Raw genomic sequence first — 24,142 nt, 5'->3', positions numbered from 1 at the left:
GATGAAAGAGATTATTGAAAAATTAGCAAAATTTGAAAATTTATCAGGTGTGGAAATGACGGATGTCATTGAACGTATCGTTACTGGACGTGTAACCGAAGCGCAGATTGCTTCTCTTCTCTTGGCCCTTAAGATGAAGGGGGAAACACCGGAAGAACGCACAGCCATTGCACAAGTTATGAGAGGACACGCTCAACATATTCCAACTGAGATTCATGACGCCATGGACAACTGTGGTACAGGTGGGGACAAGTCTTTCAGCTTTAACATTTCCACAACTGCAGCCTTTGTCTTGGCTGGTGGCGGCATTCATATGGCTAAGCACGGTAATCGTTCGATTTCTTCTAAATCGGGTTCGGCAGATGTCCTTCAAGCATTGGGCATCAATCTTGACCTCAAACCAGCTGAACTAGGTAAGGTTTTTGATAAAACTGGCATCGTCTTTCTCTTTGCTAAAAATATGCACCCAGCTATGAAATACATCATGCCAGCTCGTTTAGAACTAGGAATTCCAACGATCATGAACTTGACTGGTCCACTGATTCACCCAATGGCCTTGGAAACACAGTTGCTTGGTATTAGTCGTCCAGAACTTCTAGAAAGCACTGCTCAGGTTTTGAAAAATATGGGTCGTAAACGTGCCATCGTGGTTGCTGGACCAGAAGGGCTGGATGAAGCTGGCTTGAACGGAACAACCAAGATTGCTCTTCTTGAAAATGGCGAAATCACCTTGTCAAGCTTCACTCCAGAGGATTTGGGGATGGAACGCTACGCTATTGAAGATATCCGTGGAGGTAATGCTCAGGAAAATGCAGAGATTTTGCTTAGTGTTCTTCAAAACGAACCAAGTCCATTCTTGGAAACGACAGTTTTAAATGCTGGCCTTGGTTTCTATGCTAATGGTAAGGTAGCTAGTATCAAGGAAGGAGTTGCCTTGGCTCGTCAAGTGATTGCTAGTGGCAAGGCCCTTGAAAAACTCAGACTGTTACAGGAGTACCAAAAATGAGTCAGGAATTTTTAGCACGAATTTTGGAGCAGAAGGCGCGTGAAGTCGAGCAGATGGAGCTGGAGGAAGTCCAGCCCTTGCGCCAGACTTATCGCTTGGCAGAATTTTTGAAGAATCACCAGAACCGTTTGCAGGTAATCGCTGAAGTCAAGAAGGCTAGCCCTAGTCTGGGAGATATCAATCTCAATGTGGATATTGTGCAACAGGCCCAGACTTATGAAGCAAATGGAGCAGTGATGATTTCGGTTTTGACAGATGAGGTTTTCTTTAAAGGGCATTTGGATTATTTACGTGAGATTTCCAGTCAGGTAAACATTCCAACGCTCAACAAGGACTTTATCATCGATGAAAAGCAAATCATCCGTGCTCGCAATGCCGGAGCGACAGTTATCCTGCTCATCGTGGCTGCTTTGTCAGAAGAACGCCTCAAGGAACTGTATGACTACGCGACAGAGCTTGGTCTGGAAGTCTTGGTGGAGACTCACAATCTAGCTGAACTAGAGGTAGCCCACAGACTTGGTGCTGAGATTATTGGGGTTAATAATCGCAACTTGACCACCTTTGAAGTCGACTTGCAGACTAGTGTAGACTTGGCCCAGCACTTTGAGGAAGATCGCTATTACATTTCTGAATCTGCTATTTTCACAGGGCAGGATGCGATACGTGTTGCACCATACTTTAACGGAATTTTGGTGGGAACAGCTCTCATGCAGGCAGAAGATGTAGACCAGAGAATCAAGGAGTTGCAGATTGACAAAGGTTAAGATTTGTGGATTATCGACCAAAGAAGCGGTAGAGACAGCCGTATCAGCAGGGGCAGACTACATTGGTTTTGTCTTTGCGCCTAGTAAAAGACAGGTGACCTTGGAAGAGGCTGCTGAGCTCGCAAAGTTCATTCCTGTTAACGTTAAAAAGGTTGGTGTATTTGTTTCACCAAGTCGGGCAGAATTGCTAGAAGCGATTGAAAAAGTTGGTCTGGACTTGGTTCAAGTTCATGGTCAGGTAGCGGATGAGTTGTTTGAGGATTTGCCTTGCGCCAGTATTCAGGCGGTGCAGGTGGATGGAAATGGTCATGTGCCTCATTCTCGGGCGGATTATCTCCTCTTTGATGCGCCTGTGGCAGGGAGTGGTCAGACCTTTGACTGGGGTCAACTGGATACAGCAGAACTTGCTCAGCCCTTCTTTATCGCAGGTGGGCTTAAGGAAGACAATGTAGCAAAAGCAATTCAACACTTCACTCCCTATGCAGTAGATGTATCGAGCGGAGTGGAGACAGATGGACAAAAAGATCAGGAAAAGATTAGAAGATTTATAGAGAGGGTAAAGCATGGCATATCAAGAACCAAATAAAGATGGATTTTACGGAAAATTCGGTGGACGTTTCGTCCCAGAAACATTGATGACAGCAGTTTTGGAGTTGGAAAAAGCTTATCGTGAAAGTCAGGCGGACCCAAGTTTCCAAGAGGAATTAAACCAGCTCTTACGCCAGTATGTAGGACGTGAAACTCCCCTTTACTACGCAAAAAACTTGACCCAGCATATCGGCGGAGCCAAGATTTATCTCAAACGGGAAGACCTCAACCATACAGGGGCCCACAAGATTAACAATGCCTTGGGACAAGTTCTTCTGGCTAAACGTATGGGTAAAAAGAAAATTATCGCTGAAACAGGTGCTGGTCAGCACGGTGTGGCAACTGCAACAGCTGCGGCCCTCTTTAACATGGAATGTACCATTTACATGGGTGAGGAAGATGTCAAACGCCAAGCCCTAAATGTCTTCCGTATGGAGCTTTTGGGAGCCAAGGTCGAGGCCGTGACAGATGGTTCGCGCGTACTCAAGGATGCAGTTAATGCAGCCCTTCGTTCATGGGTAGCGAATATCGATGATACCCACTATATCCTTGGTTCTGCCTTGGGACCTCATCCATTCCCAGAAATTGTTCGTGACTTCCAAAGTGTCATCGGTCGAGAAGCTAAACAACAGTACCGTGACTTGACAGGACAAGACTTACCAGATGCCCTAGTAGCCTGTGTTGGTGGTGGTTCTAATGCTATCGGTCTCTTCCATCCCTTTGTAGAAGATGAGTCTGTTGCCATGTATGGGGCTGAAGCAGCAGGGCTTGGTGTGGATACAGAGCACCATGCAGCGACCTTGACCAAGGGTCGTCCGGGTGTCCTTCACGGTTCCCTCATGGATGTGCTTCAAGATGCCCATGGTCAAATTCTTGAGGCTTTCTCTATCTCAGCCGGTTTGGACTATCCTGGTATCGGTCCAGAACACTCTCACTACCACGATATCAAACGTGCCAGCTATGTTCCTGTGACTGACGAGGAAGCCTTGGAAGGATTCAAACTCTTGTCTCGTGTGGAAGGGATTATCCCAGCCTTGGAATCAAGCCACGCCATTGCCTTTGCAGTGAAATTGGCCAAAGAACTCGGGCCAGACAAGTCAATGATTGTCTGCTTATCCGGTCGTGGGGACAAGGATGTAGTTCAAGTCAAAGACCGCTTGGAAGCAGATGCAGCAAAGAAGGGAGAAGCCCATGCCTAAGACTCTAACAGAAAAATTGAATGCTATCAAAGCAACTGGAAAAGGAATTTTCGTTCCCTATATCATGGCTGGAGACCATGAGAAAGGTTTGGATGGTCTCGCTGAAACAATCCACTTTTTAGAAGATTTGGGTGTTTCAGCCATTGAAGTGGGTATTCCCTTTTCAGACCCTGTTGCAGATGGACCTGTGATCGAAGAAGCAGGCTTGCGAAGTCTAGCTCATGGGACTTCTACCCAAGCTTTGGTTGAAACCTTGAAAACCATTCAGACTGAGGTGCCACTGGTCATCATGACCTACTTCAACCCGCTCTTTCAGTACGGTGTGGAGAAATTTGTCAAAGATTTGGCAGATACAGCAGTTAAGGGCTTGATTATTCCAGACCTGCCTCATGAACATGCCAATTTTGTAGAGCCATTTTTGGCAGACACAGACATCGCCTTGATTCCCCTAGTTAGTTTGACAACAGGGATTGATCGCCAAAAAGAGTTGATCAAGGGAGCAGAAGGCTTTGTCTATGCCGTTGCTATCAATGGGGTGACAGGGAAATCAGGAAACTACCGAGCAGACTTGGACAAGCACTTGGCACAATTGCATCAAGTAGCCGACATCCCAGTCTTGACAGGTTTTGGTGTATCTAGTCAAGCCGATGTCGAACGTTTCAATGCGGTGTCAGATGGCGTTATCGTCGGTTCGAAAATTGTAAAAGCTCTCCACCAAGGAGAGCCGATTCAGGACTTTATCAAACAAGCAGTAGCTTACCAAAAATAATCACGCAAGCAGCAAGTAAGAGGAAAGGCACAAAAGGAAGTCTTTCCTTTTTCTTTTGCAGGAGAAAAGCTAGGATCCCCGTCGCAGAAGCAAACTGAATCAAGATCAGTAATTCGGTCGCGCTAAAGACGAGAGCACAAGAAGCCAGAAAGAGAAAATCTCCCGCTCCCATACGGACATCGATAAAATGAGCCATGATTCCGAGGACAAGGAAGAAAATCATAACCAGATTCCAACCACAGAAAGCCATGAGGATTAGGTGGAAAGTCAGCCAGACCAGCAAGGGATATTCCTGATGGCGAAAGTCGTAAATGCCCAAGGTCAAGCCAGCAGTGATCAAGACGATTTGCCCCAAGGAAAGCCAGCCCCAAGACCAAGCCAGAAAGAGGAGTCCTAAGCCTAGTTCAAAGAGGGCATACCAGAATGGATAACGAATCTTGCAGTAGCGACAGCGAAAGCGATTGACCACCTGCGAAAGGATAGGAATCAAATCTAGCGGTCGCAAGCGAGTCTGACAGGAATTACAGTGGCTAGCTGGTCGAATAATGGATTGCTCAGGGAAACGGTCAATGACCAAACCCAAGAAAGAAGCGAGAATGCTCCCAACAAGAAAAAAATAAAGATCAATCATACTTATCTATTCGTAAAAAATAGGAGAAGTAGTATAATGGAGAAACATAGATAAGATGGTGAGGTCAAGATGATGATTCGTTTTGAAGAAAATGTGAGCACAGAAAATGCTCAGCACGTATGCCAATGGTCCAACTCCCTTGGCAAATCCTTTCAAGAACAATGGATGGGAACAATGATTCCTTTTCCTTTAACAATTCAAGTCTTACAAGATTTGGAAGGAATCTTTTCAATCTTTAATGGACAAGAGTTTGTCGGGCTTATCCAGAAAATCAGGCTAGAAGACAGGAATCTTCATATCGGGAGATTTTTTATCAACCCTCAGAAGCAGGGGCAAGGCATAGGTAGCCAAGCTTTAAGGAAATTTGTTAGTTTGGCCTTTAAAAATGAAGACATAGATACTCTTTCTCTAAATGTCTACGAGGCAAATCAAACAGCTTACAAGCTTTACCAAAAAGAAGGATTTGAAACCGTTCAAATGGTTGAAACACCTATACGAAAATACATCATGAAAAAGGGCAGATAGCAGTAACGGGGGACTAGAGTCCCAAGGATTTTCAAGGATAAGGAAGTTATCTTTCAAAGTTAGAAACAAGACTTCTATGATTTCTTAGATAGAGGAGATAAACATGTCGAGACCTAGAAAAATACGAATCTTGCTCGCTTCTGTACTTGCCTTAGTTGTTGGTATCAATCTTTATTCTCAGTATCAAAACCACCAAGAACGGTTCCAATTAAAGACCTCCTTTGAAGAAAAGGACACTATAGCTGTCTTACAACATTTAATGGATTCAGGAAAATATGCGTCTGACATGCGAAAAGCAGGCTATATTGTTCCTCCCGACGGTGCCATCCGCTTGGGTGGAGGAATTGACTCCATAGGGATAAAAGGAGACATCGATTTGAAAATGTCGAATCCTAGAAGGGATGAAGTCTCGGTTTTATTTGAAACAATGGTAAATGAGGAAAAAATAGATGCCTACTATATTTTAGATCATCAATTAACCCTAAAACGTAGTTACTATTCTCATATTAGCAATCAAAATAAAGAAAGTGTGAACACCTCTCAAGCCGATTGACAATTCCTTTTAACGAAAAATGGGAAGCGTGTTTAGAATCCGATCTACAAAAAAAGAGGACATTTACGGTCCTCTTTTTGACTACTATAATGAAAAGGTCAATTAACGTTTAGCCTTATTTTTCGTCTTTGTGAAGCATGTTTTTCACACCTTCAATAGCGCCTTCGACAGCGTCTTTAGCATCTTCAGCAACTTCTTTTACTTTAGAAACAACTTTTTCAGCTGTTCCTTCTTTTTCCATTTTTTCATCGCCGATCATTTTGCCGACACCTTCTTTAATGGAACCTTTTGCTTGGTTTAATTTTTCTTCTGTTGACATGATTCTGCCTCCTTTAAATTGATTGATTTTGATTAGATGAATTAGTGTACGCGAGCATTTTCTTTTGTTTCGCCTTTAACGGCTTCAACACCTTCGCCTACTTTTTCTTGAACAGCAGCAACACCTGAACCGATACCAGATTTCACTTTTTCAAATTGTTCTGAAGCAAATTCTCCTGTTGAAGAAGCCACGTCAGTTACTCGGTCTTGGAGGCTAACTGAATCTGCTTCATGCTGTTCCTTCGTTTTGATATCAACAACATTCACATTGACTTCAACTACTTCTAGATCAGTCATTTTTGTAACTTGTGATACGACAACATCTTTGATTTCTTTGTACAAAGCAGGGACATTCTTTTGGTACTCAACAACAATGTTCAAGTCAACTGCAACTTGTTCTTTCCCAACTTCAACATTGACACCATGAGTGACATTATCTGTATTGATAATTTTTTCTGTTAGATTAGAGAAGAATCCTCCATCCACATCCAAAAGTCCAGGTACTTTTTCAAGTGAAAGACCAATGATTTTTTGGATGACTTTATCTTCATAAGTGAGTTCCCCTTTAACATCTTGAGAAACAACAGCGACATCTTTTTTTTCTACATTTTTATCTACGTTTGACATACGAGACTCCTTTATTTATTTAAATATTTTTCCTTAACATAGTATCCAGCAAATGCTCCTAAGGCTCCACAAATTAGTACAAATAGTGTTTTGAAAAAGCCAAAGGATAAGATAAAGCAAGCGAGAATGACACCTACTAAACCTGCAATAATTGGATACTGATATTTTTTAAACCATTCCATTTTTACTTCCTTACTTTACACGACTAACAGTCTTTTTGGTCGTTTTTGGAGGTTCAACTTCTTTTACTTTAACTTCAAGTTTTACCTCACGTTCAATACCAAAGAACTGCTTTAATCCATGAGTTATTTCATTCTGAATGACTAGACATCGATTTGAGATGTTGTCTGAAGGAAGAATTTTACCTTCTACAGTAACGAAACATTTATTTTTGCGGCTATTTACATGGACCGTTGGTTCTTTCATCAACTGATGATCAATAACCAAACATCGAACAAAGCCTTCGATAGCTGAATTTTTTAGTTTTAATGTATCTTCTTGAGTTTCTAATTGGATCTCTAGATATTGTTTAGGATAAAAGAGTATCACTAAGATTGAAATTAACACTAAAACAGATAGGACAAGTGTCCCCCAAAAGACATATCTAGCAATCAGGAATTCAGCGTAGAGTTCTCTCCAACTGAATAAGTGGATTCCTAAATCACTGACCTGATGATAATCTATGAGAATAGGAAGGAAAATAGTCAAGATTAAGATACAGAAAATAAGTAACAATATTTTCTTTGATTTTGACATATTAAATCCTTTCAAATGAAAAGCTTAAACCATAATTTTACCCGTCTAAAGAATTCAAAATTATGGCTTATCACTTTTAATTTCTTATTAGGTAATGCTTATTTTTTACCAAATAGAAATGAAACGACTGCAACAACAATCACTGCACCTACGATTGACGGAATAATAGCCATTCCAGCCAATGAAGGTCCCCAGCTTCCTAGAAGTGATTGCCCTACAGACGAACCGATAAGACCTGCAAAGATATTTGCAATCAATCCCATTGAACCACCTTTTTTAGTGATTGCACCAGCGGCGAGACCAATAAGACCTCCTACAATAATGGACCACAACATAGTGTATCCTCCTTTTCTATTTCTAAATCAAAGAATCAATTTCTTTGATTACACTAATTATATAGTATTTCAACTTGGAAACATAATAGTTCGTCTTAAAAACCGTACTGTAAACATGTACTTTAGATACAAATAAATAAGAAAATCTTGAAGCTACTGGGTTTCTAAGGGATTAGACTAGTCTTTTGATGACAAGCAAAAGTCGTTGTAAGAGGATAAATGCACTCTATATGGTATAATTGCATGAAGATTGATAGGCAATCGTTTAGTTTATTATAAAGAGAGAAAAGCTATTCATGAGAGATTTATTATCGAAAAAAAGTCACAGACAATTAGAATTATTAGAATTACTATTTGAAAACAAACGCTGGTTTCATATTTCAGAACTAGCAGAATTATTGCACTGTACAGAACGTTCTGTAAAAGATGACTTATCCCATGTCAGGTCTTCCTTTCCTGACTTGATATTTCATTCCTCAACAAACGGCATCCGTATCATTAATACCGATGATAGTGATATTGAGATGGTCTATCATCATTTTTTTAAGCATTCAACCCACTTTTCAATTTTAGAATTTATCTTCTTTAATGAAGGATGTGATACTGATAGTATTTGCAAAGAATTTTATATCAGTTCTTCCTCTCTTTACCGTATCATCAGTCATATTAATAAAATTATTAAGAAACAATATCGTTTTGAAATTAGCCTCAATCCAGTTCGAATCACTGGAAATGAGATTGATATCCGTTACTTTTTTGCCCAGTATTTTTCAGAGAAATATTATTTCCTTGAATGGCCCTTTGAAGATTTTTCTGTAGAACCCTTGTCTCAATTATTGGAATTTGTCTATAAAGCAACTTCTTTCCCGATGAATTTATCAACTCACAGAATGTTAAAATTACTTCTGGTTACAAATTTATATCGTATAAAGTTTGGTCATTTCATGGAAGTTGAGAGAGACTCTTTTAACAATCAATTGTTGGAATCGTTCATGCAGGCAGAAGGAATCGAAGACATTGTAGCCAGCTTTGATTCTGGATATCATATCTCTCTGAATAAAGAAGTGCTAGGTCAACTATTTGTATCCTATTTTCAAAAAATGTTTTTCATAGATGAAGAAGTATTTCTGAACCATGCAAAAACAGACAGCTATGTAAAAAAATCGTATCAGTTATTGGGCGATCTAGTAGATCAGGTATCAAGAGACTATAATCTCCAAGTAGACAATAAGGACAATCTGATTTGGCATCTGCATAATACAGCACATCTGCATCGCCAGGAATTATCGACAGAGTTTATCCTATTTGATCAAAAAGGCAATACAATCAAGAACTTTCAAAATATTTTCCCTCGATTTGTTTCAGAGGTGAAGGAAGGGATTGAACACTATCTAGAGGCTTTGGATATGGATCGTAATTCAATGAAGGTCAATCATTTGTCTTATACTTTTATCACTCATAGCAAACACTTAGTGCTAAATCTTTTACAAAATCAACCTAAATTAAAGGTTTTGGTCATGAGTACTTTTGATCAGTATCATGCTAAATCAGTAGCAGAGACACTTTCTTACTATTGCAGCAACAATTTTGAACTTGAAGTTTGGAATAAATTAGAACTATCAATTGATTCTTTAAAAGAATCACCTTACGATATCATTATTTCTAATTTTATTATTCCGCCGATTGAAAATAAGAGACTGATCTATTCCAATAATGTCAATACAGTCGCTCTCATCTCTTTGCTCAACGCAATGATGTTTATTCGATTAGATGAGTAACTAAGAATAAAAAAACGCTATCTAGCGTTTTTTCTTATAAGAAAAGAATTTCATCTATATTAGACTCAGAACAACCTAAAAATCTAAGCAAAAATGTTGAAATATAAACGATTTTTGGAAGATACTTGGAATAATTCTGAATGTGATTATTTCAAAACGTGGCAAAAGTGGGGCAAATTATTTAGGATATAGAAAATAGATAAGTTTTGATATCATCTTTTTCTTGATAGTCGAGTCATAATAAAGTTAAGATATTGTGGACTTATTTTTAAACATCTCAATCTTATCATTGCAATAAGCGATTAAACCCTGAGATCTTTCAAAAGTATAACCTTTTTCAGAAACTGTTTTGACAGTTTTATCATCAAAATAGTAGCCTGTCAAACCAGTGACTTCTTCTGATAAGGTGAGGTAGTAGCCTGTTTTAATTCCCTCATCTAAATCTTTTGAAAAAGATTTCATCAGGCGTCCAAAGAGAGACTTTTTCGTTTTTTCATCACTGGAATCATTCCCCAAGTTGGTTGAAATCAAGCCGGGATGATAGGCATTAATAGTAATATTTGAACCTCTTAAAAAGAACTCTCTGGCTAGATAGCGTGTCATCCAAATAGTGTAAAGTTTAGAATTATTATAGGCCAATCCGGGATTATAATTGTTCTAAAATCCAAAGTCTAAATCCTTGACCTTGGCAAAATGATGCATATAGGAGGAGGTATTAATGATACGACCGTCAGGCGCTTTTTCTAACAAGGGGCTTAGCTCAGTTGTTAACATATAGGGAATGAGAACGGATAACATAAAAGTCAACTCGACATTTTCAGCACTCGCTTTTCGTTCTTTTCCTCCATAAAGCCCTGCATTGTTAAACAAGACATCGATACTTTGAAAGTCTCGCTTGATTTCTTCCACAAATCGATAAACATCGTCTAATTTTGAAAAATCTGCAAGGTAACTAGAAACTCTGCCTCTCAAGGAAACTGCCCGAACCTCTTGAAGCGCCAACTCAAGTTTTTGAGGGTTTCGACCATGGAGGATGATCTGATGACCTTGGCTGGCTAATTTCTTTGCCAAATGTTTACCGATACCGTCAGTAGCACCTGTAATCAGAATCGTTTTGACCATCTTAGTCCTCCAAGAAAGCTTTTAATTCTTTTGAAAATTCGTCTGCAAATTGGAAAATCGAACCGTGCCCTGCATTTGGATAGATCATCAGCTTACTATTTTCGATTTTCTCATGCATGTCATAGGAATTTTCCGTTGGAACCTGCATATCCTTGTCCCCGTTGACGATTAAGGTTGGTTGAGTGATAAATGTTAGGTCGTCTTGAGGATCTTTCCCCCAACGTTTAATAGCTTTGAGTTGAGTTAGGAAACCAGGCACACTCATGTCTTTATCCGCAAATTCCTTTGTTCTCATACCCATTCGTCCTAGAACTTTCAAAGCTTCGATTTTCCCTTGTTCATCATGATTATAGAAGATATAGCGTTTAGGGTCGATGCGCTCGAGTCCAGCTTTAAACATATACTTAAATGTTTTCCCTGTGACCTTATCGATCTCTTTTCCACCTCGAGGTCCTGTTCCTGCCAAGATGAGACGGTTGACCAACTCAGGCTTGATTCGGATGATTTCTTGGACAATCATACCTCCCATAGAAAGGCCAAGGAGATTGATTTCATCGTAACCAAGCGCTTTTACAAAGTCAATTGTCTGCTCAGCCATTCCAGGAATGGTTGGAGCCACTTTTCCTTGACTGGCTCCGACACCAGGAAGATCGACCACAATCACATGGTGCTTTTCAGCAATCAAGTCTAATAGTCTTGGATCCCAGTTATCGAGAGTTGCTGCCAAATGGACCAGCATCAGAAGAGGTAGTTTTGATTTGCCTTTGCTGAGTTCGCGATAGGCGATTTTGTTCCCGTCGACAGTGATGTATTGATTTTTAGTTGTAAGATATGACATTGTCTTTTCCTTTTTATTTCTTAAAGCTGAGGACTGTTTTTCCACGTGAGCGACCATTAGCGACCTTGTCTAAGGCGCTATTCACTTCTTCAAATGGATAGACTGTATCGATAGAGGGTTTGATTTCTAATTTACTAAAGAGGTCAGCTACCTCTTGTAATTGAGCGCCATTGCTTTCTACAAAGATAAAATGGTAGCGGACACCATATTTTTCCGCCATCTTATCGAATTTGCGACCTGCTAAGCCAAGAATCATCTGTTTCCATTTTGGTAGATTCATGCGTTTGGCAAAGGCACCGTTTGGCATGGCACGAAGTGAAACAAGATGACCACCTTTTTTCATGATAGACATTTGTTTTTCAGTTTCAGCTCCACCGAGAGTATCGAGGACATAATCAACCTCGCTAACCGTTTTTGTATAATCCTCTGTTTTGTAATCGATAAATCTATCTGCTCCTAGTTTCAACACACGCTTAGCACTATCTCCAGAACCGTTGGTAATGACCTTCAAACCTTTGGCCTTGGCAATCGGAATGGCCATACCACCGACACCACCAGTCCCACCAGAAATAAAGATCGTTTTCCCAGCTTGAGCGCCCATGAGGTCAAGAGCCTGCATGATAGTCAAGGCAGTAAGCGGAACAGCAGCAGCTTCCTCGTCTGATAGATAGTCTGGAACCTTGGCTAAGGCTTGGCTATCGACAGCTAGGTATTCTGCAAAGGCGCCGATATGATCAAGTGGCAGACGGCCAAAGACACGGTCTCCTATCTGAAAGTTGTCAACTTGCTTGCCAATGCTTTCAACGATCCCACCGACCTCGTTACCTGCAGTTTGAGGAAGTTTGTAAGGAACAATCATCTTGACCTCACCACGAGAGATCATGTTATCGAGAGGATTAACACCGGCTGCGGTGACTTTCACCAATACTTGTTTGTCTGTAATACTTGGTTTAGCGATTTCTGTGATGTTCAGTGTGATATTGTTTTTGTTATAAGTAGTGTGTTGTGCGGCTTTCATGTGATTTCTCTTTTCTTTTTCTATATGATTTTATACCTGTATCTGATACAAGTATATGTTATTTCCAGTAAAAACTGACTTGTTATCAAATCAGTTTCGGACTTGTTTAGCTTGTTTATATAGATTGTCAATGACATCTTCTAAAGTTTGATTTGCTAATTCCTTCTCTAATTGAGATTCGGCACTAGCGAAAAGCGGTGAAACTGCTCCTTGGATATGTTTTCCAACAGGGCAATCAGGATTGCTATTTTGATGAACAGGGAATAAACTAATGTGATTGATTTCTTGAGTAGCATAGTAGATCTCTAGTAAAGTCATTTTCTTTGGAGACTTACTGAGTTGATAACCTGTTTTTCCTTGCTGGGAATGAATCAAATCTGCATTTTTCAATAAGGCAATCACTTTTCGAATGTAACTAGCGTTAGTCCCAACACTAATAGCTAGTGCTTGAGAACTTAAGGTTTCCTTGCTTTCACTAATCATTGTTAAGATATGCAAAGCAACTGAGAATTTTGTATCCATATGAATCCCTCTCTTAATAAACTTGTATCAGATACAAGAACAAGTATAACATAAATTAAAAGAAAAGCAAGTCTTTTGTTTTAAATTTTAAAAAATTTTGAGTGCAATCAGATTAGAGCTGTCTGGGAAGGGTGTTCATAAAATTATACCGTTGATATCCATTAGTTGACCAAAAGTAGAACAGATACACAAAAAAGCCTTGATTCCAAGGCTTTTTCCTGTTGATTTAGATGCCCCCTACAGGGATTTGGAAAGGACTTTCATATTGAGAGCAATTAAAAATATTGAAATATAAGTGATTTTAGGTATTTTCAATGTCATGATTTAAAAATGGGACAAAAGTGGGGCAAAAACCATACAGATTCTAAACTGTATGGTTCTTTTTTTATCTAACCAAGAAAGGTTAAAACTTATTAAAACACATGCAATCAACTGTTGAAAACTTTTTAGTCCGTGTAATATAAAAACAAGTAAAAAGTTGAACTATAGGGAATATTGTGTCATAATAAGTAATAGATGAATAATTAATAGATTGGAAATAATGCTTTCTTACCTTAACAAGTTGAATTGGTTATACATTTTTTCGTCTCAATTGTACTTATCTCTCAAGTTTAGTTAATTTTTATTAGCTTTGTTTTCGAATCAATAAAACAATTTTTAGAAGTGCATAAGACAAGATGGTGACATTACTACAGTCATTTCTAGTCACCATATGTTGCTGGCACAGGCTGTTTGTAGTGTTGGCTATTTACTAGTCAGTTTAATCGGAGTGTTTAATTTTTATTGTTGAAAGGTTTTTATATGGCGAAAATTCTATCTTTAGGTCTGACAGGTAAGAAATTACTTGCTCAGGGGTTCTTGTTTGTTCTGCTAGGTCTCATCTTGATGGTCACGGGGACTTGGTTGCCAGTAACAGTTATTCGCCTGGTTCTGTTTTTAGCTTGGATAGCAACGGTCGTAGATTTGCTATTAAGAGTTTTCAAAAAAAGCCAGTCAACGGATACCTTGGGAGTTGCACTGGTTAAATTGTTAGTGCTGGGATATTTGCTAGGTTCTAATCTTGCGACTGATATACCGATTTATGTTCTGGCTCTTGTGATTGGAGTTTATCAGATTTTTCATGCTAGTATTAACCTTGTCACCTATGTTCTCTACCGCAAAAACAAAATTCGACCTCGTTTTCGTCTCTTACTAGATGGACTCGTACTAGTTTTTCTTGGTGGGACTAGTCTTTTGTCCTCTACAGGAAATTCTGTCTTTCAACTCTTTGTATTAGGGGCTTATTTTTTCCTTTATGGTGTGTCCAATATCCGTGATGGTTTCTTGTTTGAGGAGGAAATTGGGAAAAACCATCTCAAACGTCGCATTAGAATTAGCTTACCTATTGTCCTAGCCGCTCTCATCCCTGCAAGAACTTTAGCAAAAATCAACAAATTCATGCAGGAAAATGCTGATGAGAGAGAGGATATCCATCTTGGAATGGTGAAGTCTGGTAAGACAGCGGAGCTTGAAATTTTTGTTCATACAGCTGAGACCTCTCTGTTTTCGGCAATTGGTCATGTGGATATCTGCTATCAAGGCCGTGTTATTTCTTATGGCAACTATGATCCGTCTTCTGAGACCTTATTTGGCATGGTAGGAGATGGTGTCTTATATTTCTGTGATCGTGACAAGTACATTGACCTATGTAAACGTGAGAGTCAAAAAACGCTTTTTGGTTATGGGATAGATTTGACGCCTGAAATGGAAAAAGCAGTTCAGAAAAAGTTGGCTGAATTGAAACAACTGACGATTCCATGGGAGCCAAGTGCAGATAAAATCATGACAGGTGATGGTAAGGAAGACTACACCTACGCTTATAAAATCAGACATGAGACAGATGGGGAACTTTATAAATTTATCAAATCTAAGTTTAAATCCTACTTTGTCTTATCTACAAACTGTGTGCTCTTGGCTGATACCATAGTCGGTCAGGCTGGCACCGATATCCTCTCACCCAAAGGATTTATCGCTCCAGGAACTTACCAAGCCTACCTTAATCGAGAGTTTGAAAAACCAAATAGTATAGTCGTATCTAAACATGTTTATTAAGGAGAATTTATGAACTTAGTAAAAAAATACACCCCGTTAATACTTTTTATAGGGCTGGTTGCTCTTGTAATTCTGAATGCATCGAGCTTTATATCAGGAGCAATCTCTCTCTTTGATGTAATATCAACCTTGATTTATGGTGCTGTTATTGCTTTTGTTCTTAATGTTCCTATGAAAAAAATTGAACAGTACTTAGTTAAATTGAAGGTAAAGGCAGAGTTGCGTCGTCCGATTGCCATGGTACTTGTTTTCCTAGCTCTTATCTTAATCGTGATTGCTCTTTTGGTTTTGGTGCTGCCAACCCTAGCCCAGACTATTAGTCAGCTGGGAACAGTCCTTTCAACAGTCCTTACTCAACTTGGGAAATTGCTAGGCAGCTCGGAATTTGTAACCAAAGACATGTTGTCAACTATCGTATCAGGCATACAGGGACAATCTAGTTCTATTAGCCAAGCTTTGATAGGTTTTTTATCAGGTCTGACTAGTAATATCGGCAATATTTTTTCAAGTTTGATGAATGCCTTTTTGATTATAGTCTTCACCTTTTTATTTTTATCCAGTAAGGAACATTTGGCAGCGATGACGAGTCGACTTCTAAAAGTTTTTCTTCCAGAGAAGGTGGTGATAAAGTTGACTTACATTGGACAAGTAGCACTAGAGACTTATGACCAATTTTTGATGGGTCAGCTGATTGAAGCAGTTATCATAGGAGTTATGATAGCGGTTGGTTACAGCGTGTTTGGGATACCCTATGGAGTAATGACAGGTATCTTTGCAGGAGTGCTATCGTTCATTCCTTATGTAGGGCCTATGATTGCTTGTGTTGTGGGAGCGATTTTTATCTTCACAGTGAGTCCTACTCAAGCCTTACTTTCTCTTCTTCTATATCAAGTTATACAGCTGATTGAAGGAAACCTTATTTATCCTAGAGTTGTAGGTCAGTCTATTGGTTTGCCAGCTATTTTCACGCTTGCGGCTGCTAGTATTGGAGGCAATCTCTTTGGCTTACTTGGGATGATATTCTTTACACCGATATTTGCTGTTATCTATCGATTGGTTAAGGAATTTGTCGTTGCAAAGGAAAATCAGGTAGATTAAGAAAAACTAAATTTAATAAGATATACTGAGAAGAGAGTGAGAGATTCTCTTCTCTTTTATTTTTAAATACTTTTCTACAAAAAGCTATTAGACGTTAAAAAAAGCCTTGGTTTCAAGGCTTATTTCTGTTGATTTAGATGTGCCCCCTGCAGGGCTCGAACCTGCGCCCCATAGCTTAAGAGTCTACTGCTCTACCGACTGATCTAAGAAGGCAACAGAAAAAGCTGAGAATGTAACTTCCCAGCTATTTTAATATGCCCAAAATGGCAGCTAGATTATTTACGAAAGGCATCAAGGATATAGGTGAAACCAACAATTAAAAATGCAAAGGCAACGACATAAACGACAAAGACACTTGTAGCTACTGGATTGAACAAAATCACTAGACCTAGTAAAAATGCAAGCAACGCTATCCACATGATATGGTTGCCAATAATAGGGAAAATCAATCCCAGACGATTGCCTTTAAAGAAAGCTATAATGGCTTCTACAATTAACCAAATTCCTAAAATAGTTGGAATGACAACTGGCAGCGTCACAAAGCCATAGGCAACGAGGTAAAGAGCTAAGAGAAGATTAACAATCCCTTGGAAAAGATGAGCTGGTGAGCGAAGCTCTTTTGGTACAGAGAAATAGCCTAAAATAGCTGCTATAGAAGAAACCAGTAAACCAAATGCAATCCACCAGCTGTAAGCAACAAGATTAGCTACTGGGTTTGTAAATAGGAAAAGTCCTAAAAGGACAAAAACAACTCCTGCAAGGAATAGCAGTAAACGATTAGAAAATTTCATTTCAATACCCCCTATATAGTATAGTATAGTATAGTTTGATAATAAAAATATTATACACCTTTTTAGAGGAAATGTCAATAAACAAAATGGAAAATTTGGAAGTTTCAGTTTTTATCATTTTGAAAATAAAAAGAGAAGATAAAATTTGTCTTCTCTACATGAAAATATTGTATGGCATCAAAGCAAAAGTAACTGGCTTTACACTATTTGTTAAGATGTAATTTGATTCAAAAAGAAAAGATAGATTTAAAAGTGGGGCAAAAGTGGGGCAAAAATAACGAATGACTCACATTTGATGATTTTAGATAAAAGTATGGGGGAGTAAGTGAACAGAAGAGTTGCTTACTCCTTTTTAAAATTTATATATGCTTTTTGTTTTACAAAAAAATAGAGTAATTATGATTTGGTTATTTTTTAGTATTAGAATTGATTACATAAGAAACGGAGGAACATTATATGGAAATTATGCTTGAAACAAGAAATTTAACAAAGAAAATCAAAAAACAAATGGTACTTGAAAATATATCAATTAAAGTAGAGAAAGGAAAGATATATGGACTATTAGGACCGAATGGTGCTGGGAAATCAACGCTATTAAAAGTAATTACTAAAGTTATGAATTGTACATCAGGGGATATTTTTTTTGAAGGAAAAAGCATGTGTACACAAGATTTAAAAAAAGTTGGAGCTATCATAGAGCATCCTGCCATCTATCCAAATTTAACAGCATACGAAAACTTAGAAGTTTTAACAGTATTATTAAATATTGATAAAAGAAGAATTGATTATGTGTTAAAAACAGTTGGGTTAGAAGACACAAATAAAAAATTGGTAAGAAATTTTTCATTGGGGATGAAACAAAGACTTGGAATTGCAATGACACTAATAAATAATCCAGAATTATTGATACTTGATGAACCAACTAATGGACTAGATCCTTTGGGAATTCAAGAGTTAAGAGAATTGATAAAAGAGTTTTCTAAAAAAGGGATTACAGTCATTATTTCAAGTCATATTCTGAGTGAGATTCAACAGATAGCAGATAAGATAGGGATTATTAATAATGGGCATCTCATTTATGAAGCTAATAATTCTGATGAGATGGATTTGGAAAAATTGTTTTTAGAAATGATAAAAAAGGATGTGAAAAATAATGATTAGTTATATTAAAACAGAGTTAATGAAAGAAAAAAGATCTGCTAACTTAAAGTTAGGAATTATTGTGCCTATAATTTTTGTTTTATTTAATATAGCTATGATTAGTTTGATGGGGGAAAGTCCAGAAGGAAAAAGTTACATATTGGCAACTTCTTTTAATTGGTATCCACTTTTAATTCTCCCAATAGTTTTGAGCTTACTAGTTGTGAATATAAATGTTAAAGAAAAGAGCGAGCATATTGTTTTACAAAAAAGCAAAAATCTAAGTTTTACAAAAATAGAATTGGCAAAAAATATTATTATTGTAGCTGAATTATTTATTATTCTACTAATATCAACAATATTAATATTTACTGTTGCGACATTTTTTCTAGGTGAAAAAATATCGCTAAGTCAATTAATTATAGCTACTATTTGTCTTTTTATTGGAAGTTTACCGATCGTTGCTTTATCTTTTTTGATATATGGACTTACAAAAAAGAAAGCTGTTCTTATATTGTTGAATTTTGTGTTGACATTCCCATCGGCTGTGATTGCAGTAACAAAAAATTGGATTTTATTTCCATGGTCATATAACTTGCGAATGCTTAGTCCAGTTGTTGGAGTACATCCAAATGGGACTTTTCTTGAGACTGGCTCTAAACTAATGAATATGGATGCAACATACTTAGGATTGCTTTTAAGTATTGCGGTCTATGTAGTCGTATTAACATTAAGTCTTTTAATTAACAACAAAAGGAGTAAATGAAGTGCATAATATGATATCGTCATACTGGCTTAGAAGTAGAAGGACACCAGTAAGACTAATGACTTTTTTATGCCCAATCCTATTTTCTTTGATTTATGGTATTTATTCGATGAATTCAAAAGGATTAATAGGGAAAGAAATGGGAGTGTTCTTTTGCGCATATATAATTTTAGCAAATTTTTCAATGTGTTTTTATATACCAATGATATATGAGGTTGATAAGGTAGCTGGGAATTTTGCAAATGATTTAAGGACTGGGATTAGTAGGAAAAAAATATTCTTTTCTAAATCTATTTATATCTCTATATTACTATTTATAATTGAATTTATATCTATCTTGGTAATGATATTAGTCGGGTTTGGAAAAGTTGAGTTTAATTATATAAGTACAGTTTTATGCTTTTTGATTGGTACAATTATGCTGATGCCAATGATTCCTGTTTATCAATTTTTAAGTTTGAAATTAGGTTTTTCTGGCAGTATACTAATCGGAATTTTTTTAACATTATCAGGTATTTTGTTAGGTACCACAGAATTAGGCAGTAATATTTGGTATTTATTACCTTTTGTTTGGCCGATAAAACTTATTTTTGCTTATACAAGTCATGAAGTTACAAGTCATGATATTTTGATGTTTTTAGCATTATCAGTAATCATTACTGTATTGTTTATAGGCGTATTTAATATTTGGTATAATAGATGGGATGGTATTAATAAAATGGAGGAGTAGAATGAACTTATTAATCATAGATGATGATAAAGATCTATTACGACTTTTAGAGTTGACTTTTAAAAAAGAATATAATGTTGACCTTTGTGATTCAGCTGAAAAAATTGTTCCTGAACAGCTGGTTAAATATAATTTGATTATTCTTGATGTCATGATGGATAAAATGGATGGATTTGAGTTTTTATCACGATATAGAGAATTGATAGATGCACCGATTATCTTGTTGACGGCTAAAAGTTTTGAAAAGGACAAGATAGAGGGATTTGCCTTAGGTGCAGATGATTATGTTACAAAGCCATTTTCTGTATCTGAAATAAGGGCGAGGGTTGCAGCACATATTAGAAGAGAAAATAGAGATAAGCACAGTAGAATAATTGATTATCCAATTTCTTGTGACTTATTGTCTAAAAAAATATATTTCAAGGAAGATGAAATTACTCTTACCAAAAGTGAATATAAAATATGCGAATTACTTTTAAAAAATAGAAACCAGGTTTTTACTAAAGAAAAGATTTATACAACAATTTATGGATATGATGCTGAAGGTGATAGTTCAACTTCTATTACAGAAAGAATAAAAAAAATAAGAGAAAAATTTGCTGGATTTCATATAGATCCAGTTAAAACTATTTGGGGAGTAGGTTATCAATGGGAACTAAAAAAAGTTTAACCTATTTAATTAGTAAATTTGCAATTTTAGAATTGTTTTTTGTACTATTTATGAGTTTATTTTCCTATATGCCTCTAAACATCTTAATTAACACTGGGGTAGTATATCCTGCAAATTATGCTGAAAGGCATTCTGATACAGTAAAATATGAGTTTCAAAAAGAGAATTGGGAAATTGATAAAATACCATTTTTTTATGAATATCAATTAAGAGATAATGGAGAAATTATAGAAAATACGATTGATGAACGCTATAATCAAAAAATAAGTGAGGCATTGCAAAAAGGAAAATCTTCAAAGGAACACATAATAGGTTCAGATGTATTTAAGGCTTTTAAAAATGGTAATAAAGATTTGATCATAAAATATAAAATTAGTGCTATACCTACCAATCCAAATGTATACAAAATAATTGGAAATTTTGAATTGGTGTATTTTACAAGCATGTTTTGTCTATGGCTAATTGGGTTTATTTATTTAATAAGTAATTTGACAAGGAAATTAAGGAGTGAAATTAGAAAGATATCCAAGGCTAATGAAAATATTGAAAAATTACAATTAGAATTTGAAAGAGAGTATTCTGATTATACAGAAATTTCAGGAGTGTTAGATTCTATAGATAGTATGGCAAGGAGCTTAAAGGCATCATTAGAAAAACAATGGAATATGCAGATGACACAAAAAGAAATGATTCAATCGATTACTCATGATGTGAGGACTCCGATTACTCTAATTAAGGGGAATATAGAATTATTAAAAGAAGATCAAGAAAATGTTCTTGAAAGAGCAGAAGATGCTTTAAATGGTGTGGAGAGATTGGAATCTTTTTTAAAAAAACTAAATGAATTTTCTGATTTGATGGAAGCTCCAAAGGAAGTTGTATCAAAAGAAGTTTTAGACGATTGGATAAAAATTGTGACTAGTATTTGTAAACTTAAGGGTTTTAGCTTGTCAATTCTTTCGTCTGATGAAAGTAACATTAAATTAGATAAAAATTCAATTGCTATTGCGATACAAAATTTAGTAAATAATGCAATTGAGAACTCTTCAGTGGGTTCTACGATATTTATCGGTTTTTATGATGATATAGATGATTATACTATTGTGGTCAGGGATCAAGGTGATGGATTTAATAATGATATTCTTTATGATCTAAGAGAAAAATATGTATCAACGAAAATGTATGATAATAATATACATGGATTAGGGCTTTCAATTGTTATGAAAATACTTGAAAATAACAAGGGACAATTGTTACTAAATAATTATGATGATCAAGGTAATGGTGCTGAAGTTAAAATGGTATTTAAAAAGTAAGCATATTTTAAAAAATTAATAAATCTGGTTATCAAGGGGATAAATTTTCGTTTCTGAGATAGTTCCTAATTCTGAAAGTGATGAATTAAATCAACTATCTTTAGTGTCTTTTATAGATCGTATTGAGATTGGAGAGGATAATTCAATTAATTTTGTCTTCAACAATATTGAAACAGTGAACCTGCTTCAAGTAACTGGAAGAACTGAAGAATAAGATTATACAATAGAAAAGCGAGCCTAAAACTCGCTTTTTTTATTTAATCTAATAGGTCCTTATTTTCAATTAAGAGTTCTAGTGGGGATTTATCTCTTGCTACAATAAAACCGGGTTCATATTGGGTATGAAATGTTCTTTTCTGAGAAGTTGGATCAATATACAATTCATCTCCATCTTCTGTGTATAGTTGGTTGCCTCTTGTTAGGTAAAGTAAATCCTCTAAGTACTGTCCATCAGTTTGTAGAAAATGTTCGATGTATTTGACAGCCTTTAAGATTTCACTTACTTTATCAGAGTATTCATTAGATTCAAGAACACTCTTTTCTAACTCAATCTCTTTACTAGTTCCAAATAGTTGGGTTGGAGTTGCATTAAAATATTCTGCTATCTTATCTAAATTTGCAAAGGTAGGATAGCTTTTTTGTTTTTCATAATCAGAGATGGACTGTTTACCGATTCCTAAATCTTCCGCAAGTTGAGTTTGACTTACTCCTTTTTCTATGCGTAGTCGTGCCAAATTGGGTCCAAAATTTTGAATAATAAAGGTCATGATAAACTCCTATGTTGTATTTTAAACTTATTCTATCATCTATAAACTTACAAATCAAGTTTTTAGTTGACTATTTAAAATATTTTTTATAAAATATATTTATAACTTATAAATAAGTTATAAACGATACAAAGTAGCTCGTAAGTTTAGGAACAGTGAGTGAGGAGGAAGTTGAGGACGAGACTATGACTTATGACTATTCGAAGCCTTGGTGCTAGAAATTGTGTGGACAAGGTCAAGGGACGAGCCTGACGGGAAGTCAGGCGAAGTCCTGCAGACTGGCGTCCAGACAATTTCTAGCCAAGCAAAAGCTGGCTATTCTAACAGCCAGCAAAAAGGTACACTTAGGGCAACGCCCAAAGAACGACGGAACGAGCAAACGTTGATTTGACGGTGTTTCTGAGACCTAAAAAATCTAAAAGAAGGGGGGACAATTTTGTTGGTTTCTATACAAGATTTAAGAAACATTCAAGAACGATGTGATGTAGGAGAATTAGTACAGCGGTTAGATGTCAGTATTGATAGATTAACGGTTATCTGGGATACAGACACTGGTTCCCTAAGACGAATTTTCAAAAATCTGAAACAGGCAATAAGTACAAGAGTTGATTCATTTGAACTATATGATAATGTACGAGATGATGTCTTTACTTTAGCTAAAAATTTTAATGAGTATGATTCGATCAATATTATATTTTTCCAATTATCCACTTATGGAGGTGAACAATTGATTCGAATTGATTTCAATCCTAATATTTTAAAAGAATTTGACGGAATGAAAGTATGGAGACAATTAATGTACTTTGCTAAATTGAATTCATTGACGGTACGTTTGTCTCGTTTTGATTTGGCATTTGACATTTTCAACAGGCCTGAAATCGTTAATTTGCAACATATTAAAGGTGGTGTTACCCATAAGGTCTTCTATGGTAGAGGGGGTGAATTAGAGACGAAATATTGGGGTTCTAGCGGTAGTAATGTACAAGTTAGGTTATATGATAAGAATAAAGAAATCATTGCTCACAAGCGCGAAGAGAAGCTAGATTTGGCTGTAAATCCGTTTTGGTGGAGATTGGAGTTCCAACTCAGAACCAAAGCGATTGGTGAGGAGATGGTCCAAGATGTTATGAATCGACTTGATAATTTCGGATTTTATAAGCTAGAACATATTCGAGTGGATCAAAGAGCATTTACAATTATCTTTCTCAACAATCCTGAACTGTTATCATTGGCTTTTCCAAATTTAAAATCAGACAGCATCAAAAAGAAAAAAACAAGAGTCCGTAAACTATTGAGAGAAGAAACGAACCAATTTGCGGAAGAATTAAAAGAAGTATTAATACAGAACCTCCCTAAATTAAATGCAGAATTACAACTACTTGTAGGTGAGTTTCTGAATTTAGAAAATAAATAAGGAGGATAAC

28 protein-coding genes and 1 pseudogene are annotated in these 24,142 nt (G+C 36.7%); 17 read left to right on the top strand and 12 right to left on the bottom strand.

Annotation, left to right across the window (positions count from 1 at the left end; genetic code table 11):
* Nucleotide 1 precedes the first annotated feature (1 nt).
* From trpD to trpA, 5 genes are read left to right on the top strand one after another with little or no spacing between them, the layout of a single operon-like run.
* A complete protein-coding gene (trpD, locus tag M1F63_RS07475) occupies nt 2–1,006 on the top strand; it encodes an anthranilate phosphoribosyltransferase (RefSeq protein WP_000658690.1) in 1,005 nt (334 codons plus the stop codon).
* Nucleotides 1,003–1,770 carry an indole-3-glycerol phosphate synthase TrpC gene (gene trpC / locus M1F63_RS07470; RefSeq protein WP_247941111.1) on the top strand — a complete coding sequence of 256 codons (768 nt, stop codon included), beginning with the start codon at nt 1,003–1,005 and terminating at the stop codon, nt 1,768–1,770. Before trpD ends, trpC begins: the two co-directional genes overlap by 4 nt.
* A complete protein-coding gene (locus M1F63_RS07465; protein ID WP_247941110.1) occupies nt 1,757–2,356 on the top strand; it encodes a phosphoribosylanthranilate isomerase in 600 nt (199 codons plus the stop codon). The genes trpC and M1F63_RS07465 overlap by 14 nt, the downstream gene beginning before the upstream one ends.
* Entirely contained in the window at nt 2,334–3,557 is a 1,224-nt protein-coding gene (gene trpB / locus M1F63_RS07460; RefSeq protein ID WP_033630126.1) for a tryptophan synthase subunit beta, read from the top strand. The genes M1F63_RS07465 and trpB overlap by 23 nt, the downstream gene beginning before the upstream one ends.
* Nucleotides 3,550–4,326 (top strand): tryptophan synthase subunit alpha, encoded by a 777-nt coding sequence (gene trpA / locus M1F63_RS07455; RefSeq protein WP_247941109.1) that lies wholly within the window; start codon nt 3,550–3,552, stop codon nt 4,324–4,326. The genes trpB and trpA overlap by 8 nt, the downstream gene beginning before the upstream one ends.
* Here the strand turns inward: trpA and M1F63_RS07450 are convergent.
* Nucleotides 4,298–4,957 (bottom strand): prepilin peptidase, encoded by a 660-nt coding sequence (locus tag M1F63_RS07450; RefSeq protein WP_247941108.1) that lies wholly within the window; start codon nt 4,955–4,957, stop codon nt 4,298–4,300. The two genes, trpA and M1F63_RS07450, sit on opposite strands and share 29 nt — an antisense overlap.
* A 69-nt stretch (nt 4,958–5,026) precedes the next feature.
* Here M1F63_RS07450 and M1F63_RS07445 point away from each other — a divergent pair, with 69 nt between their 5' ends.
* Both M1F63_RS07445 and M1F63_RS07440 read left to right on the top strand, forming a co-directional pair.
* Nucleotides 5,027–5,482, top strand: coding sequence for a GNAT family N-acetyltransferase (locus M1F63_RS07445; protein WP_247941107.1), 456 nt, complete (start codon nt 5,027–5,029; stop codon nt 5,480–5,482).
* 103 nt (nt 5,483–5,585) lie between these two features.
* Nucleotides 5,586–6,035, top strand: a complete 450-nt coding sequence (locus M1F63_RS07440) for a thiol-disulfide isomerase (RefSeq protein ID WP_247941106.1) — start codon at nt 5,586–5,588, stop codon at nt 6,033–6,035.
* A gap of 115 nt (nt 6,036–6,150) precedes the next feature.
* On the opposite strand, the gene M1F63_RS07435 is transcribed toward M1F63_RS07440, so the two are convergent.
* The 5 genes from M1F63_RS07435 to M1F63_RS07415 form a co-directional block, all read right to left on the bottom strand.
* Nucleotides 6,151–6,354 (bottom strand): CsbD family protein, encoded by a 204-nt coding sequence (locus M1F63_RS07435; protein ID WP_000102421.1) that lies wholly within the window; start codon nt 6,352–6,354, stop codon nt 6,151–6,153.
* 41 nt (nt 6,355–6,395) lie between these two features.
* Nucleotides 6,396–6,980, bottom strand: coding sequence for an Asp23/Gls24 family envelope stress response protein (locus M1F63_RS07430; RefSeq protein WP_000072932.1), 585 nt, complete (start codon nt 6,978–6,980; stop codon nt 6,396–6,398).
* An 11-nt stretch (nt 6,981–6,991) separates the two neighbouring features.
* A complete protein-coding gene (locus M1F63_RS07425; RefSeq protein WP_000454669.1) occupies nt 6,992–7,162 on the bottom strand; it encodes a DUF2273 domain-containing protein in 171 nt (56 codons plus the stop codon).
* 10 nt (nt 7,163–7,172) lie between these two features.
* Nucleotides 7,173–7,736, bottom strand: coding sequence for an alkaline shock response membrane anchor protein AmaP (gene amaP / locus M1F63_RS07420; RefSeq protein WP_084873435.1), 564 nt, complete (start codon nt 7,734–7,736; stop codon nt 7,173–7,175).
* A 98-nt stretch (nt 7,737–7,834) separates the two neighbouring features.
* Nucleotides 7,835–8,071 (bottom strand): GlsB/YeaQ/YmgE family stress response membrane protein, encoded by a 237-nt coding sequence (locus M1F63_RS07415; RefSeq protein ID WP_033630119.1) that lies wholly within the window; start codon nt 8,069–8,071, stop codon nt 7,835–7,837.
* A gap of 296 nt (nt 8,072–8,367) precedes the next feature.
* Here M1F63_RS07415 and M1F63_RS07410 point away from each other — a divergent pair, with 296 nt between their 5' ends.
* Entirely contained in the window at nt 8,368–9,849 is a 1,482-nt protein-coding gene (locus M1F63_RS07410; protein ID WP_247941105.1) for an AcpB/EbpR/MafR family transcriptional regulator, read from the top strand.
* A gap of 246 nt (nt 9,850–10,095) precedes the next feature.
* Here the strand turns inward: M1F63_RS07410 and M1F63_RS07405 are convergent.
* The 4 genes and pseudogenes from M1F63_RS07405 to M1F63_RS07390 form a co-directional block, all read right to left on the bottom strand.
* Nucleotides 10,096–10,971 (bottom strand): annotated as a pseudogene (locus M1F63_RS07405) (SDR family NAD(P)-dependent oxidoreductase).
* 1 nt (nt 10,972) lies between these two features.
* Nucleotides 10,973–11,809 (bottom strand): alpha/beta fold hydrolase, encoded by an 837-nt coding sequence (locus M1F63_RS07400; protein ID WP_247941104.1) that lies wholly within the window; start codon nt 11,807–11,809, stop codon nt 10,973–10,975.
* Between the two features lie 13 nt (nt 11,810–11,822).
* Nucleotides 11,823–12,827, bottom strand: a complete 1,005-nt coding sequence (locus tag M1F63_RS07395; RefSeq protein ID WP_247941103.1) for an NADP-dependent oxidoreductase — start codon at nt 12,825–12,827, stop codon at nt 11,823–11,825.
* A 90-nt stretch (nt 12,828–12,917) separates the two neighbouring features.
* On the bottom strand, nt 12,918–13,349 hold the full coding sequence (locus tag M1F63_RS07390; RefSeq protein WP_000379854.1) for an Rrf2 family transcriptional regulator: 432 nt from the start codon (nt 13,347–13,349) through the stop codon (nt 12,918–12,920).
* Nucleotides 13,350–14,150: 801 nt separating this feature from the next.
* On the opposite strand from M1F63_RS07390, the gene M1F63_RS07385 reads away from it, so the two are divergent.
* Together M1F63_RS07385 and M1F63_RS07380 are read left to right on the top strand one after the other, a co-directional pair.
* Nucleotides 14,151–15,440, top strand: coding sequence for a DUF308 domain-containing protein (locus M1F63_RS07385; protein ID WP_247941102.1), 1,290 nt, complete (start codon nt 14,151–14,153; stop codon nt 15,438–15,440).
* 9 nt (nt 15,441–15,449) lie between these two features.
* Nucleotides 15,450–16,538 (top strand): AI-2E family transporter, encoded by a 1,089-nt coding sequence (locus M1F63_RS07380; RefSeq protein WP_247941101.1) that lies wholly within the window; start codon nt 15,450–15,452, stop codon nt 16,536–16,538.
* Nucleotides 16,539–16,813: 275 nt separating this feature from the next.
* On the opposite strand, the gene M1F63_RS07375 is transcribed toward M1F63_RS07380, so the two are convergent.
* Nucleotides 16,814–17,329: a DUF308 domain-containing protein gene (locus tag M1F63_RS07375; protein ID WP_000672739.1), complete on the bottom strand. Its 516-nt coding sequence runs from the start codon at nt 17,327–17,329 to the stop codon at nt 16,814–16,816.
* A 456-nt stretch (nt 17,330–17,785) separates the two neighbouring features.
* On the opposite strand from M1F63_RS07375, the gene M1F63_RS07370 reads away from it, so the two are divergent.
* The 5 genes from M1F63_RS07370 to M1F63_RS07350 are packed head-to-tail and all read left to right on the top strand — an operon-like array spanning nt 17,786 to nt 21,951.
* Entirely contained in the window at nt 17,786–18,490 is a 705-nt protein-coding gene (locus M1F63_RS07370) for a lantibiotic protection ABC transporter ATP-binding subunit (protein WP_031576228.1), read from the top strand.
* Nucleotides 18,483–19,235 carry a lantibiotic immunity ABC transporter MutE/EpiE family permease subunit gene (locus M1F63_RS07365; RefSeq protein ID WP_031576229.1) on the top strand — a complete coding sequence of 251 codons (753 nt, stop codon included), beginning with the start codon at nt 18,483–18,485 and terminating at the stop codon, nt 19,233–19,235. Before M1F63_RS07370 ends, M1F63_RS07365 begins: the two co-directional genes overlap by 8 nt.
* A gap of 58 nt (nt 19,236–19,293) precedes the next feature.
* Complete coding sequence (locus M1F63_RS07360) at nt 19,294–19,965, top strand: ABC-2 family transporter permease (protein ID WP_247941100.1); 672 nt, start codon at nt 19,294–19,296, stop codon at nt 19,963–19,965.
* A gap of 1 nt (nt 19,966) precedes the next feature.
* Nucleotides 19,967–20,635, top strand: coding sequence for a response regulator transcription factor (locus M1F63_RS07355; protein ID WP_031576232.1), 669 nt, complete (start codon nt 19,967–19,969; stop codon nt 20,633–20,635).
* Nucleotides 20,614–21,951 (top strand): sensor histidine kinase, encoded by a 1,338-nt coding sequence (locus M1F63_RS07350; RefSeq protein ID WP_125384897.1) that lies wholly within the window; start codon nt 20,614–20,616, stop codon nt 21,949–21,951. The genes M1F63_RS07355 and M1F63_RS07350 overlap by 22 nt, the downstream gene beginning before the upstream one ends.
* A gap of 257 nt (nt 21,952–22,208) precedes the next feature.
* Here M1F63_RS07350 and M1F63_RS07345 read toward each other — a convergent pair whose 3' ends face one another.
* Nucleotides 22,209–22,718 carry a helix-turn-helix domain-containing protein gene (locus M1F63_RS07345; RefSeq protein ID WP_247941099.1) on the bottom strand — a complete coding sequence of 170 codons (510 nt, stop codon included), beginning with the start codon at nt 22,716–22,718 and terminating at the stop codon, nt 22,209–22,211.
* A gap of 208 nt (nt 22,719–22,926) precedes the next feature.
* Between M1F63_RS07345 and M1F63_RS10180 the strand changes: the two genes are divergently transcribed.
* Nucleotides 22,927–23,109 (top strand): hypothetical protein, encoded by a 183-nt coding sequence (locus tag M1F63_RS10180; RefSeq protein WP_308697132.1) that lies wholly within the window; start codon nt 22,927–22,929, stop codon nt 23,107–23,109.
* 45 nt (nt 23,110–23,154) lie between these two features.
* Complete coding sequence (locus tag M1F63_RS07340; RefSeq protein ID WP_247941098.1) at nt 23,155–24,132, top strand: replication initiation factor domain-containing protein; 978 nt, start codon at nt 23,155–23,157, stop codon at nt 24,130–24,132.
* Nucleotides 24,133–24,142 lie beyond the last annotated feature (10 nt).

The sequence above is a fragment of the Streptococcus oralis genome (assembly GCF_023109155.1).
Lineage (GTDB): Bacteria > Bacillota > Bacilli > Lactobacillales > Streptococcaceae > Streptococcus > Streptococcus oralis_BZ.
Note: the sequence above shows the minus strand (reverse complement) of the source record. Positions and strands in the feature narration are given on the sequence as shown.

Coding starts and splice junctions, on each gene's coding strand:
- trpD (WP_000658690.1), top strand. CDS start 2: ATGAAAGAGATTATTGAAAAATTAGCAAAATTTGAAAATTTATCAGGT.
- trpC (WP_247941111.1), top strand. CDS start 1,003: ATGAGTCAGGAATTTTTAGCACGAATTTTGGAGCAGAAGGCGCGTGAA.
- trpB (WP_033630126.1), top strand. CDS start 2,334: ATGGCATATCAAGAACCAAATAAAGATGGATTTTACGGAAAATTCGGT.
- trpA (WP_247941109.1), top strand. CDS start 3,550: ATGCCTAAGACTCTAACAGAAAAATTGAATGCTATCAAAGCAACTGGA.
- M1F63_RS07450 (WP_247941108.1), bottom strand. CDS start 4,957: ATGATTGATCTTTATTTTTTTCTTGTTGGGAGCATTCTCGCTTCTTTC.
- M1F63_RS07445 (WP_247941107.1), top strand. CDS start 5,027: ATGATGATTCGTTTTGAAGAAAATGTGAGCACAGAAAATGCTCAGCAC.
- M1F63_RS07440 (WP_247941106.1), top strand. CDS start 5,586: ATGTCGAGACCTAGAAAAATACGAATCTTGCTCGCTTCTGTACTTGCC.
- M1F63_RS07435 (WP_000102421.1), bottom strand. CDS start 6,354: ATGTCAACAGAAGAAAAATTAAACCAAGCAAAAGGTTCCATTAAAGAA.
- M1F63_RS07430 (WP_000072932.1), bottom strand. CDS start 6,980: ATGTCAAACGTAGATAAAAATGTAGAAAAAAAAGATGTCGCTGTTGTT.
- M1F63_RS07425 (WP_000454669.1), bottom strand. CDS start 7,162: ATGGAATGGTTTAAAAAATATCAGTATCCAATTATTGCAGGTTTAGTA.
- amaP (WP_084873435.1), bottom strand. CDS start 7,736: ATGTCAAAATCAAAGAAAATATTGTTACTTATTTTCTGTATCTTAATC.
- M1F63_RS07415 (WP_033630119.1), bottom strand. CDS start 8,071: ATGTTGTGGTCCATTATTGTAGGAGGTCTTATTGGTCTCGCCGCTGGT.
- M1F63_RS07410 (WP_247941105.1), top strand. CDS start 8,368: ATGAGAGATTTATTATCGAAAAAAAGTCACAGACAATTAGAATTATTA.
- M1F63_RS07400 (WP_247941104.1), bottom strand. CDS start 11,809: ATGTCATATCTTACAACTAAAAATCAATACATCACTGTCGACGGGAAC.
- M1F63_RS07395 (WP_247941103.1), bottom strand. CDS start 12,827: ATGAAAGCCGCACAACACACTACTTATAACAAAAACAATATCACACTG.
- M1F63_RS07390 (WP_000379854.1), bottom strand. CDS start 13,349: ATGGATACAAAATTCTCAGTTGCTTTGCATATCTTAACAATGATTAGT.
- M1F63_RS07385 (WP_247941102.1), top strand. CDS start 14,151: ATGGCGAAAATTCTATCTTTAGGTCTGACAGGTAAGAAATTACTTGCT.
- M1F63_RS07380 (WP_247941101.1), top strand. CDS start 15,450: ATGAACTTAGTAAAAAAATACACCCCGTTAATACTTTTTATAGGGCTG.
- M1F63_RS07375 (WP_000672739.1), bottom strand. CDS start 17,329: ATGAAATTTTCTAATCGTTTACTGCTATTCCTTGCAGGAGTTGTTTTT.
- M1F63_RS07370 (WP_031576228.1), top strand. CDS start 17,786: ATGGAAATTATGCTTGAAACAAGAAATTTAACAAAGAAAATCAAAAAA.
- M1F63_RS07365 (WP_031576229.1), top strand. CDS start 18,483: ATGATTAGTTATATTAAAACAGAGTTAATGAAAGAAAAAAGATCTGCT.
- M1F63_RS07360 (WP_247941100.1), top strand. CDS start 19,294: ATGACTTTTTTATGCCCAATCCTATTTTCTTTGATTTATGGTATTTAT.
- M1F63_RS07355 (WP_031576232.1), top strand. CDS start 19,967: ATGAACTTATTAATCATAGATGATGATAAAGATCTATTACGACTTTTA.
- M1F63_RS07350 (WP_125384897.1), top strand. CDS start 20,614: ATGGGAACTAAAAAAAGTTTAACCTATTTAATTAGTAAATTTGCAATT.
- M1F63_RS07345 (WP_247941099.1), bottom strand. CDS start 22,718: ATGACCTTTATTATTCAAAATTTTGGACCCAATTTGGCACGACTACGC.